A 13,365-nucleotide genomic window follows, 5' to 3' on the forward strand; every position below is an offset into this window, starting at 1 on the left:
AGAATCCTATTAGGATTGACTTCTGATCAAGAGCTCTGTCTTAAATAGAGCTGGAAGGGATAACTTTAAATGGTTATCCTTTTTTATTTGGTAAAAATAGGTTTAATTTGAGCGGCAAATTGACCATCTGAATCATTAACAAAAGGGATATAGTCTTGCCAGTATTGATCAGATAAGAGCACTGGCCGGGCAATTTCGTCTGGAATATATTGGCGAGGAACTCCCTGTTGATCATCACGGGGACCGTCATAGTTTTTTAGAAAATCCTGTAATTTTTTTTCAATTACCAAGGCTTGTGGGCCAAACCAGTTATAGGGTTCTCGATGAATCTGGGCATCATCAACGTTGAAAATACCCGCTTGATCATTGACGGCAAAGGGGTGGACCAGACTAACTAAAGTCACTTGACTGGCAGTTATGGCTACGATGGCACCGGCCATTTCGGATGGCAGTTGCGGACTGTCATTTTTCTGGGCAGCTAGCAGATATAAACCATCGGCTAGTTGATTGAGCTGGACCTCTTTTCCTAGAAAAATAGTCAGGAGTTGCGTGGGACTAACGGTAATCGCTTGCATATTTAAACCTCTTGAATTTTAATAAATTTGAACTGTTCAAAATCAAAGAGTCCTTGATCGGTAATTTTTAGACTTGGAATAACCGGCAAAGCCATAAAGGAGAGGGTTAAGAATGGGTCAAAGTCCAGGTCGCTCAAGGCTGCAAAAGCAGTTAATAGTTCTTGGTGCTTTTTAATGACAGTTTCAAATGGTTGATCAGACATTAAGCCACCAATAGTCAGTGGTAGTGTCGTGATTTGTCCTTGGTGAACGACAACTTGGCCACCACCGATTTCTTTTAAGGTTTGAATGGCTATGAAAATGTCGGCATCGTTATCACCGGCAGCGATTACATTATGCGAATCATGGGCAATACTAGAGGCAATCGCTCCTTGCTGAATTTTTAAGCCTTGAATAATTCCCAGGCCGTAGCCTAAATTATGATAGCGTTCAACCACGACAATCTTAGCAAAATCTTGATTTGGTACAAAATAGCCATCCTCAACTGGTACCGGCACGCGTAAATGCTTGGTGGTGATGTGATGAGGCATAATTTTGATTATGTTGGCTGGCTTTTGTGCTTGTAAGGGCAAGGCTAAATCAGATAAGGCCAAAGTAAAGTCAAACCGGCGATCGATTAAACTCAAAATTGGTTGGGCTTGATTTTCGAACCACTGACCAGCGACCATGACATCTTTGATTTGAACCTCATCTCCAGGTTGAATGATTAATAAATCCGCCACATAGCCGGGTGCCAAGGCTCCAACCTGGTCAATATGTTGGGCCTGAGCGGCATTATAAGAAGCCATTTTATAAACTAGGGCTGGATTTAAACCAGCCTGAAGAGCTAATTTAACATTATAGTTAATTGAACCCTCGTTTTGAATATCGCCAGCTGTTTTATCATCAGTAGCAAAGGAAAACCGGCTTTCATTTTTTTCGTTAATAGCTGGGAGTAAGGCTAGCTCATCTCGTTCGACGGTACCTTCGCGGACAAAGACGTTAAAACCAGCACGGACTCTATCTAGCGCCTCTTGGGCAGTACTAGCCTCATGGTCGGTATCAATCCCGTGTTTACGGTAGACAGCCAGTTGAGCAGGAGTTAGACCAGCGCCATGACCATCGGCATGTTTACCAGCTCTCTGGGCATCCTTAATCTTGGCTAACATATCGTCATCTTGGTGAGCAACAGCTGGATAATCCATTACCTCAGCTAGACCATTTACCTGTGGGTTGTCATAAAAAGGCTTTAAATCAGCGGCCCTTAATGTTGCTCCGGCATGTTCAAAGGGGGCTGCTGGCACACTGGAAGGTAGCATATAGTGAATATGTAGCGGCGTATTTTGGCTGGTTGATAGCATGTAATCAATACCTTTTGTGCCGGCTACACTAGCAATTTCGTGAGGATCGGCAAAAATACGAGTGACGCCATTTTGTAAACTCAGCCGCCCAAATTCACTTGGCGTTAACAAGGAACTTTCAATGTGAACGTGTCCGTCGATAAAACCCGGTACAACATAGGCTCCTTGGGCATCATAGGTTTGTTGAGCTTGCCAATCATCTCGTTTACCACAATAAACGATTGTTTCTCCGTCAATCCAAAGATCGGTTTTGATAAATTCTTGATTAAAAACATCTAAAATCTGGCCGTTAATAATCTTCCAGCTGATGGTTGTACCCATGACTATCTTCCTCCTTATAATTGGCTTTTAGTTTATCATAGTTTCGGTTTAAAGGTTGACTCGTGTTGTCTATACCAATTATTAAAAACAAGTTGACCAACGTCCTTATATCCTTTAAAATAGGCTCTGTTGAATTTTTAAAAAGTTAAACCAATATGTGTGAAAGTGAGAACGAGTATTATGTGTGGAATTGTTGGTGTTACTGGTGTCGGGAATGCCTTGCCTTATTTGCTAAGGGGACTGGAAAAATTGGAATACCGTGGTTATGACTCCGCTGGGGTATATTTAGCTAATCCTGATGGAACCGACTTTTTAGTTAAAGAAAAGGGTCGCGTTAGTGCTTTAGTCGCTGAGGCACAGGCTCAAGGTGTCTATGGGACGGCTGGTATTGCCCACACGCGTTGGGCTACTCACGGTAACGTATCCGTTGAAAATGCGCACCCTCAAGCTTCTAGTGATCATCGCTTTCATTTGGTGCACAATGGCGTAATTGAAAACTATCAAGAATTACAAGGACAATATTTAGCCGATGTTACTTTTGCTTCACAAACTGATACCGAAATTGCCGTTCAATTAGTGGATAAGTTTGCCAAAGAAGAACAACTTTCCACACGAGATGCCTTTGCTAAGATGATTAGTCTTTTGGATGGTAACTCAGCTTATGGTTTCCTACTGATGGATAGTCAAGAGCCCGATACCTTGTATGTGGCTAAGAAAAAGAGTCCTTTATTAATTGGGGTTTCTGATCACGGCAATGCGGTAACTTCTGATGCAGCGGCTATGTTGGATATGACTGCTGATTTTATTGAATTAATGGATGGTGATATTGCCCTAGTTAAGCCTAATTCAGTTGAAATTTTTGGGGCTGACGGACAGGCTGTTGATCGCAAACCTTTCCACTTGGATATCGACCCAGCTCAAACTGATAAGGGTGCTTATCCTTACTATATGCTGAAAGAAATTGACGAGCAAGCCGTTGTCGCTCGGACTTTAGCCGGTCATTATTTTAATGACGAAGGTGAAATTGTTGGGATTGGTTGTGGTATCGGCGATACCATTAAGCAAGCTGATCGGCTTTACATCATTGCGGCCGGAACCTCTTATCATGCTGGATTGGTGGGAAAGCGTTACTTTGAAAATTGGGCCAATATTCCAACTGAAGTGCATATCGCTTCTGAATTTGCTTATGATCAACCGCTTCTTAGCGAGCATCCCTTCTTTATTTTCTTGAGTCAATCTGGTGAAACCGCTGATTCACGTGAAGTTTTGGATAATATTAAACGCCAAGGTTTCCCAACCTTAACCATCGCCAATGTCATGAACTCAACTCTAACACGTGAAGCAGACTTTGCTTTGCCAGTATTGGCTGGACCAGAAATTGCGGTAGCATCAACTAAGGCGTATACCGCTCAAATTATTGTTCAAGCAATTTTAGCCTACTCATTAGGTGATGTTGAACTGGATTTGAAACAAGAGCTGGCTAAAGTTGCTGTCGAAATTCAGGCCATCACTGATGAAAAAATGACTTTTCAAGCAATTGCTGAAAGTGCTTTGCAGAATCAACATTCTGCCTTTTATATCGGTCGTGGTATGGATGCAGCTGTGGCTTTGGAGGCGGCTTTGAAGTTAAAGGAAATTTCTTATATTCAAACTGAAGGATTTGCTGCTGGTGAATTAAAGCACGGTACTATTTCTTTGATTGAAGAGGGAACTCCTGTTTTTGCCTTGTTAACGCAGGCTAAGACTGCCGGTTTGCTTCGTGGAGAAGTTGCCCAGGTAGCTGCCCGTGGTGCTAATACGATTACGATTTCATCTAAGAGCTTGGCTCGCCCTGACGATGCCTATGTTTTGCCCGAAGTTGATGAACTCTTGATGCCCTTGTTAGCTGTCATTCCAGCGCAATTGATTGCCTATTATGCTACCTTGGCTCGTGGATTAGATGTTGATCGACCACGTAACTTGGCCAAGAGCGTGACCGTTCAATAAACTCTTATATAAACTACAGTTTGGCAGTCGGACAAATTCCGGCTGTTTTTTGTGCCAAATTGTTGCTTCTGGTAGAATGGAAGGGAAAGTATCTTCTTAAAAATAGATAGGAGGAAAGCGTTTTGGCGCTTTTTACTAAAAAGATTGACGATACAGATCAAACACTTGATTTAAAAATTCCGCACCACCTAGCCATCATCATGGATGGCAATGGTCGGTGGGCTAAAAAACGGTTGCTCAATCGGGTTGCTGGCCATAAGGTTGGGGTGGATGCGGTTAAAAAAATCACGATTGCGGCCCAAGCAATGGGGGTAGAGGTTTTAAGTCTTTATGCTTTTTCGACTGAAAATTGGTCCCGTCCACAAGACGAAGTATCTTTCTTAATGAAATTACCAATTTCTTTTTTTGAACGATTTGTACCGGATTTAATTGCCAATAATGTTCGTATGCAGGCGATGGGTGATTTAACTGCCTTGCCAGTGGCTACCCAAAAAGCAGTAGCTGATGCGGTACAAGCTACGCAGAAAAATACTGGGATGATTTTAAATTTTGCGCTTAATTATGGTGGTCAAGCTGATATTATTCAAGCGACTCAAAGCCTAGTCGAACAGGTAAAGACTGGGCAATTAGATGCTAGTCAGATTGATCAAGAACACTTTGAAGCGGCCTTGCAAACTGCTTCCTTAGGGGATTTAGCTAATCCTGATTTAGTTATTCGAACTTCTGGGGAACAACGGTTAAGTAACTTTTTAACCTATCAATCTGCTTATAGTGAACTTTATTTTACTGATACTCTTTGGCCGGATTTTGATCAACAAGATCTCCAAAAAGCCATTGAATCATACACCAAGCGTGATCGGCGTTTTGGTGGTTTAAACGTTAGAAAGTGAGTTATTGCTCTATGAAAACACGAGTTATTACGGCCATTGTGGCCCTTGCCGTTTTTATTCCGATTTTAATTATTGGCCAAATGCCGCTTTTAATTTTGTCACTTGGCTTAGGAATTGTAGCTATGAGTGAAATTTTACGGATGACTCATAGTTATCTGATTTCTTTTGAAGCAATCATCTCTTACGTTGGTGTTATGGCAGTTATTATTCCTAACTATCTATGGCATTCAGCTGATTTACCACTAACCATGTCAGCCCAAACCGTTATGTATACGATTGGTTTTTTGCTTTTAGTTCGGACGGTTTTTAGTCGTAATCATTTCAACTATGATGATGCCGGCGTTTTGTTCCTATCAATGATTTATATTGGGACTGGTTTTCACTACTTCTTCCAAGCCGATAGTAAGAGTTTAGCTACAGTATTGTTTGGTATGTTAATTGTTTGGATTACCGATTCAGGAGCCTACATGGTTGGTCGTCAAATCGGTAAGCACAAATTAGCCCCTCAAATCAGTCCTAATAAAACTTGGGAAGGTTCCATTGGCGGGTCATTGTTAGCAGCAATTATTGTGCCGGCCATTTATGCTTCAATGCATTTAATTAGCTATAACTACATTGAAATTCTTGGTTTAGCGATTGTTTTGTCAATTGGTGGTCAAATTGGAGATTTAATTGAATCGGCTTTGAAGCGTTACTTTAAGGTCAAGGATTCAGGAAATATTTTACCGGGTCATGGCGGTATTTTAGATCGTTTTGATTCGATGTTAGTGGTGATGCCCCTGATGTCAATTTTGGGTATGCTTCGTTAAGATTAGCGTGTAAACGTAATCTGAAAGGGTTATTGCGATGTCATTTACAACCATCATTGCCTTTATTTTTGTTTTTGGAATTTTAGTCACTGTCCATGAGTTTGGCCACTTCATTGTCGCTAAACGGGCCGGTGTTTTGGTCCGTGAATTTGCGATTGGAATGGGTCCTAAATTATTGAGTTGGCAACGAAATGGGACTGCTTATGTGATTCGTTTGTTACCAGTGGGTGGTTACGTTCGAATGGCTGGTACCGATGAAGAGGCAGATTTAGAGCCAGGTCAACAATTACGGTTAACTTTTAATGATCAACAAGAAATTATTAAAATGGATACTCGGGTTGATCAAGAACAGGCGGGGATGGTTTTCCGAGTCGATAACTTTGATTTAACCGATCAATTAACCCTAAGTGGTTACGGCTTAGATTCTGAAGAACTGGTTACCTATACTGTTAACCACGATGCCCATATCATTCAAAAGAATGGCCTATCCTTACAAATTGCGCCTCGGGATACCTGGGTTCAAAGTGCTAAAATTTCCAAACGGTTAGCAATTAATTTTGCTGGTCCTTTAATGAATTTTGTCTTGGCGCTCGTACTATCAATTGTCTACGGATTAATGCAACCGGGAATTAATCTAAACGAACCGATTATTGGCGGTGTAATTAATGGACAACCAGCCCAGCAGGCAGGAATTAAGACTGGGGATCAAGTAGTCAAAATTAACAATATTAAAGTAGAGACGTGGCATGACATAGCCACCCAGATTAGTCAAAGTCAGGAACATTCATTACAGATAACCGTAAAAAGAGATCAAGGTCAAAAAACGATTACGGTTGATCCAGTGGGCACCAAGGATGATTCAACCAAACAAGCTCACATTGGCATTACGCCCAAGGTCTATACGGACTTGTGGTCACGCTTACAATTTGGTATAAGTAATACAGTTAATATAGCAATGCAGGTTTTGAACGCCTTGAAATACATGGTAACTGGTCATTTTAGCTTGAACCAATTAGGCGGACCAGTGATGATGGCTCGTGTCACTTCGCAAGCCAGCCAAGCTGGTATAGTAACGGTGATTGGTTTGATGGCCGCCTTATCTATTAATTTGGGAATCATGAATTTGTTGCCCATTCCACCGTTGGATGGTGGTAAATTATTAATTGACAGTATTGAAGGAGTGTTGGGGCGTCCTTTGCCACCAGTAGTCCAGAATGCAATCGGTCTAACGGGCGCAGGCTTGTTGATGCTCTTAATGATTGCCGTTACAATTAATGATATTTTGCGTTAAAAATGGCGATTGCCATTGTACATAATTAGAATGAAGGGAATTTTATGAAACAATCACTACTATTTATGCCAACTTTGCGGGAAATACCTGCTGATGCCGAGGTGAAGAGTCATCAATTGCTATTAAAGGCTGGTTATATTCGGCCAGTTGCAGCGGGAATGTTTTCTTATTTACCATTAGCCCAACGTGTTTTAAACAAGATTGAAGCCATTATTCGAGAAGAAATGGCAGCAGTTAATGCCAATGAAATGTCAGTACCAGAAGTTTTGCCGGCTGAGCTGTGGGAGCGTTCTGGTCGTTATGCTACTTATGGACCAGATTTGTATAAGTTCCAAAATCGGCAAAACCGTAACTTTATCTTAGGACCTACTCACGAGGAAACTTTTACCGAATTAATGGGTAGTGAAATTAAGTCCTATAAAAAATTGCCACTTTTGGTTTACCAAATTCAAACTAAATTCCGTGATGAAAATCGTCCCCGTTTTGGTCTGTTACGCACTCGTGAGTTCATCATGAAGGATGCTTATTCTTTTAGTGCTGATCAAGAAGGTTTAGATAAAGCCTTTAGAAGTATGGAAGACGCCTACGTGAAGATTTTTGATCGCATTGGCTTAGACTATCGAATCATTGTCGGTGATGCCGGTGCCATGGGTGGTTCGGATTCTAAGGAATTCTCGGCGCCAGCTGCTGCAGGTGAAGACACGATTGTTTATTCGGATGCGACTGATTATGCTGCTAATTTGGAAATGGCTAAAGATTTCTACGAACGCCAACCAGATGATAGTCCTGATCAAGAATTGACTTTAATTGACACCCCAACAGTTAAAACAATTGCAGAGTTGTCCGATTTATTGGACCGTTCGGCTGATCAACTGGTTAAAACCATTATGTTGAAAACCGATGATGATCGGTTAGTTGCGGTGGTAACTACTGGTGACTTTGAAGTTAATGATGTGAAAGTTCAAAACTTCTTAGGAGTTAATGCTGTTGAATTAGCTGATGAAGCCCTAGTCGAAGAAAAAATTGGCGCTGGTTTTGGTTCATTAGGGCCCGTTGATTTACCAGAAGATGTTACCTTATTGGTTGATGAACGTGCCGCTGATTTGGCTAATTTTGCTGCTGGTGCTAATCAAAGTGGTAAGCACTATATCAATGTGAATTGGCAACGCGATGTTGAACTAGCTGACGAAGCGATTAGCGATTTCCGCTTGGTTCGTGAGGGCGATTTGGCCGTTGAGGGTAAGGGTAAGTTACACTTTACTAAGGGAATTGAAATTGCCCATATTTTCAAATTAGGTACTCGTTACTCTGCTAAATTAGGTGCACAAGTTCTTGATCAAAATGGTCGCAATGTCGACATGATTATGGGGTCATACGGCATCGGGGTATCCCGTTTGTTAAGCGCCATTGTTGAACAACGTGGAGATGAAGAGGGCTTGGATTGGCCAGCCAGTGTAGCGCCATTTGATGTTCATATTGTACCGGTTAACCTCAAGGATGAAGACCAGGCTAAGTTGACTGCCACTTTGGAAGAAAATCTAAAGGCTCAGGGACTTGATGTTTTGGTTGATGATCGTAAAGAACGAGCTGGAGTTAAATTTGCGGATGCAGATTTGATTGGTATTCCAGTTCGAATCACTGTTGGTAAAAAGGCAGTTGAAGACATTGTTGAAGTGAGGGTTCGAGCCAGCCATACTAACTTTGAAATGCGGGTTAGCGAAATTGAAGATTCCATCAAAGTTTTGTTAAATGGACAAGAAGATTAAAAATAATCTAAAAAAAGCCGATTTTATCGGCTTTTTTACAATTAGGAGGAACTAGCATGTCCTTAGATCCAAGTCAGCAATTAGTTAAATTGTTAGATCATGTCCAAATAGCAGATGAAATGCGATCAGCTTTTCAAGCCGGTGCTATCCAAGAAGTTTTAGTTAATCCAGCTGAAGGAAGTTGGCACTTTGTTATTACGCTACCACAGGCTTTGCCTTTCGACCTTTATGTTCATTTTCAAAAGAGCTTACAAAAGTCCTTTGCCAATATTGCGCAGGTAACTTTATCAATCAAAGGGGCTACAACAGCTGTTGATGAGCAACTGTTAAATCAATACTGGCCTTTAGTTTTACACCAAACTGAACTCAATCATGCTGCTATTGAACAATTAACCCAGAGTTCATCATTGGCGTTAAGTGAGGCGGGGCCAGTGGTTAACATTAAGACAGCAGCACCAGTTTTGTTTGATCAGTTAAATACTGATATTGTTGCTCAAATTGGGGCTAGCTATCAGGATTTTGGATTTCCACAATTAAGCTTTGAACCGTTGTTAGATCAAGATTTAGCCCAACAAATTCAAGATAACGTAGCTCGTCATCATGAGCAGTTACAAGAAAACCTTCAAAAGGCGATTGTGGCAGCTGAAAGTCAGGTTAGCAGTGCAGGCAGTGGACATGGGCCGCTTCGTTTGGGACGCAAAATTGCTAAAAATGCTGAAATTACTCGTTTAAATACGATTGATAACGAAGAAAATCGGATTGTGATTGAAGGCTATATTTTTGACCAGGAAATTCGTGAGTTGCGTTCAGGACGTAAATTATTAACCTTGAAATTAACTGATTATTCTAGTTCAATTTCAGCTAAAAAGTTCTCCAACACCGAGACTGATGAAGCAGTTTTTGATGAAATTAAGACTGGTATGTGGGTCAAAATGAGCGGGAATGTGCAAGAAGACCAATATGCCCATGAATTGGTGATGAATATCTATGATTTAGAAGTTATTGATCATGAGGATCGTAGTGAACCCTACGAAGGGGACGAAAAGCGGATTGAATTGCAGGCCCACACTAATATGTCGGCGATGGATGCAGTGACTAATTTTGACCAGGTTGGGGCGTTGGCAAAAAAATGGGGGCAAACGGCCCTAGCAGTGGTTGATAACGGTAACGTCCAGGGCTTTCCAGTGGCAATTGCAACTGGAGAAAAATACGGCCTGAAAATCCTTTACGGAATGGAGGCTAATTTGGTCGAAGACGGCCAACCGATTGCCTTTAATTTAGCAGATATTAATTTATTAGATTCAAAGCTAACCTATGTAGCTTTTGACTTGGAAACAACTGGTTTATCAGCGGTTAGTGACCGTATTATCGAATTATCAGCGGTCAAAATGGAATTAGGAAACGTGGTGGATAAGTTTTCAGAATATATTAACCCCGGTTTTCCTCTGTCTGAATTTACAACCAATTTAACCTCAATTACTGATGCTATGGTGGCCAATGCCAAACCAGAAAAAGAAGTAATTGATGCTTTTCGGGAATGGTCAGCCGGTACGGTGATGGTTGGGCACAACGTTACTTTTGATGTTGACTTTTTAAATGCAACTTACGCACGGCATCAAGAAGATTCAATCACTAATCCGGTCATTGATACCTTACCCTTTACCCGTTGGTTATATCCTGACTATAAATCTTATCGACTTGGTACGATTGCCAAACGCTTTAATATTAATTTGGAGCAAGCTCACCGGGCGATTTACGATGCAGAGACGACTGGACATATTGCCTGGCGGTTGATTAAAGAGGCTTATGAAAGGCACCAATTAGATAATCATCAGCAGTTAAATGACCATATGACCGATGAAGCGGCTTGGCGTCATGGACGGCCCAGTCATATGACTCTTTTGGTTAAAAATCAGGTCGGATTAAAAAATCTCTATAAGTTAGTTTCAAGATCTAATATTGATTTTTTTGCCAAGGTACCACGTTTGCCACGTTCGGTTATGGATCACTATCGGGAAGGGCTACTTTTAGGTAGTGGTGATACCAGTGGGGAAGTCATCATTACCTTGATTGAAAAAGGATATGAGGCAGCCCGTAAAAAGGCCCAGTACTACGATTATCTGGAAATTCAACCATTAGAAAATTATGCACCAATGTTAGCCACGCAGTTGATTGAAAGTCAAGATCGACTAAAGCAACTTTTGACGGAAATGGTTAAGATGGGGCAGGAACTAGACAAGTTGGTTGTGGTCACGGGTGATGTGAAATATACCAATCCGGAAGATAAAATTTATCGTGATATTCTAATTGGTTCTCAACCCGGTAATCCATTAAATCGTACGGTTTTGCCAGAAGTTTACTTTAAAACTACGCAAGCTCTCTTGGATGAATTTGCTTTCTTAGGTGAAGAAACGGCCAAGGAAGTGGTTATTACCAACACTCACAAAATTGCGGATTTACTAGAAGATTTAGAACCCCTAAAAAGTGGTTCCTATCCACCTAAAATTCCAGGAGCTGGTGAGGAATTACGTAACAAAACGATTGCAGCCGCTAAAAAGGCGTATGGTTCACCATTGCCAGTTGAAATTCAAGAACGAATTGATAAAGAATTAAAAGCCATTGTGGGGAACGGTTTTGCACCGCACTACATGATTTCACAGAAGTTAGTCGCTAAATCGAACAAAGATGGTTACTTAGTTGGTTCGCGGGGGTCAGTTGGTTCTTCCTTTGTGGCCACCATGTCAGGAATTACCGAGGTTAATCCTTTACCACCGCATTACCGTTCTGCCCATGGGGATTATTTTGAGTTAGTTGATTCTAAAAAATACGGCTCTGGCTATGATTTACCGGATAAAGAAGATCCTAATCACCCGGGAGAGCTTTTAATTGGGGATGGACAAAATATTCCCTTTGAAACATTTATGGGTTATACCGGAAACAAGGTGCCCGATATTGACTTGAATTTCTCGGGAGATTATCAGCCAATCGCCCATAACTATATGAAAGTTATGTTTGGTGAGAATAATGTGTATAAGGCCGGTACAATTGCTACCGTGGCTGAAAAAACGGCCTTTGGTTATGTTAAAGCTTATGAACGTGACCACGATGAACGTTTTCGTGGTGCTGAAGTTGAGCGTTTAGCTCAGGGAGTTACTGGGGTTAAACGAACAACCGGACAACACCCGGGTGGCATTTTGATTGTCCCTCGTGAATACGAAGTTTATGACTTTACTCCGGTTCAATATCCGGCCGATGATCAACATTCCTTGTGGAAAACAACTCACATGGATTATCATTCAATCCACGATAATTTGTTAAAAATGGATATATTAGGTCATGATGATCCGACGATGGTTCGAACCCTGAAAGATTTATCGGGGATTGATCCACAATCAATTCCAGCTAACGATCCGGGGGTTTTGAGCCTCTTTACTTCCACCGATGCTCTTGGGGTAACCCCAGAACAAATTTTCTCTAAAACAGGTACTCTTGGTTTGCCTGAATTTGGTACCAACTTTGTGCGGGGGATGTTAGAAGATACTCAGCCCAAAAATTACTCTGAATTGCTTCAAATTTCAGGGCTATCGCATGGAACTGATGTGTGGTTGGGTAATGCTCATGATCTAGTTGAAGACGGGACGGCCACGATTGGGACCGTGATTGGAACTCGTGACAAGATTATGACTGATTTAATCAATTGGGGATTACCAGCAGCGGATTCCTTTAATATCATGGAAAAGGTTCGTAAGGGCAAGGGTATTACTGATGAATATCAGCAGTTGATGCGCGAACATGATGTGCCAGAATGGTACATTGAATCCTGTTTGAAAATCAAATATATGTTTCCTCGAGCTCACGCTGCGGCCTACGTTTTGATGGCTTTGCGGATTGCCTATTTTAAGGTTTATTTCCCCACGATTTATTACGCTACTTATTTATCAGTGCGTGCTGATAACTTTGATATTGTGGTGATGAGTCGTGGTAAACAAGCTACCAAAGATGCGCTGGCCAAATTACGAGCCTTAGGTAATGATGCCACGGTTGGGGATCGAAATTTACAAACTGTTCTAGAAATGGCCAATGAGGCGTTGGAACGGGGAATTGATTTTAAGATGGTAGATTTGGCTGAGTCCCAGGCGACGGACTGGGTGATCGATGGCAATACGTTGATTCCACCCTTTGTTACAATCCCTGGTTTAGGTGAAAACGTTGCTAAACAAATTGTGGCTGCCCGAGCTGAAAAAGATTTTATCAGTAAGGAAGATTTGAAAAAACGGGGCAAGGTTTCTCAGAGTATTATTGAGTTTATGAGTCAAAATTCAGTCCTTGATGGACTACCGGAGGAAAATCAGTTGAGTCTATTTGAATTCTAATCAAGAAATTGCTT

8 protein-coding genes are annotated in these 13,365 nt (G+C 41.4%); 6 read left to right on the forward strand and 2 right to left on the reverse strand.

The genetic code is table 11. From position 1 onward, the window contains the following. Nucleotides 1-83 precede the first annotated feature (83 nt). Both M4974_RS01385 and ade read right to left on the reverse strand, forming a co-directional pair. Entirely contained in the window at nt 84-575 is a 492-nt protein-coding gene (locus M4974_RS01385; protein WP_248705526.1) for a hypothetical protein, read from the reverse strand. A gap of 2 nt (nt 576-577) precedes the next feature. Next, the gene (gene ade, locus M4974_RS01390; protein WP_248705525.1) at nt 578-2,236 is read right to left on the reverse strand and encodes an adenine deaminase; all 1,659 of its coding nucleotides are present in this window, start codon (nt 2,234-2,236) and stop codon (nt 578-580) included. A gap of 180 nt (nt 2,237-2,416) precedes the next feature. On the opposite strand from ade, the gene glmS reads away from it, so the two are divergent. The 6 genes from glmS to M4974_RS01420 all read left to right on the forward strand — a co-directional run bounded on the left by glmS (nt 2,417) and on the right by M4974_RS01420 (nt 13,351). Further along, the gene (gene glmS, locus M4974_RS01395) at nt 2,417-4,222 is read left to right on the forward strand and encodes a glutamine--fructose-6-phosphate transaminase (isomerizing) (RefSeq protein WP_248705524.1); all 1,806 of its coding nucleotides are present in this window, start codon (nt 2,417-2,419) and stop codon (nt 4,220-4,222) included. Nucleotides 4,223-4,344: 122 nt separating this feature from the next. Further along, a complete protein-coding gene (locus M4974_RS01400) occupies nt 4,345-5,112 on the forward strand; it encodes an isoprenyl transferase (RefSeq protein ID WP_256465498.1) in 768 nt (255 codons plus the stop codon). Between the two features lie 11 nt (nt 5,113-5,123). Continuing rightward, entirely contained in the window at nt 5,124-5,921 is a 798-nt protein-coding gene (locus tag M4974_RS01405) for a phosphatidate cytidylyltransferase (RefSeq protein WP_248705523.1), read from the forward strand. A 37-nt stretch (nt 5,922-5,958) separates the two neighbouring features. Further along, nucleotides 5,959-7,212 carry an RIP metalloprotease RseP gene (gene rseP, locus M4974_RS01410; RefSeq protein ID WP_248705522.1) on the forward strand — a complete coding sequence of 418 codons (1,254 nt, stop codon included), beginning with the start codon at nt 5,959-5,961 and terminating at the stop codon, nt 7,210-7,212. 44 nt (nt 7,213-7,256) lie between these two features. After that, nucleotides 7,257-8,978 (forward strand): proline--tRNA ligase, encoded by a 1,722-nt coding sequence (locus M4974_RS01415; RefSeq protein ID WP_248705521.1) that lies wholly within the window; start codon nt 7,257-7,259, stop codon nt 8,976-8,978. Between the two features lie 56 nt (nt 8,979-9,034). Beyond that, on the forward strand, nt 9,035-13,351 hold the full coding sequence (locus M4974_RS01420; protein ID WP_248705520.1) for a PolC-type DNA polymerase III: 4,317 nt from the start codon (nt 9,035-9,037) through the stop codon (nt 13,349-13,351). The last annotated feature ends 14 nt before the right edge of the window (nt 13,352-13,365 follow it).

It is taken from the genome of Convivina praedatoris (assembly GCF_933208495.1).
GTDB classification, from domain to species: domain Bacteria; phylum Bacillota; class Bacilli; order Lactobacillales; family Lactobacillaceae; genus Convivina; species Convivina praedatoris.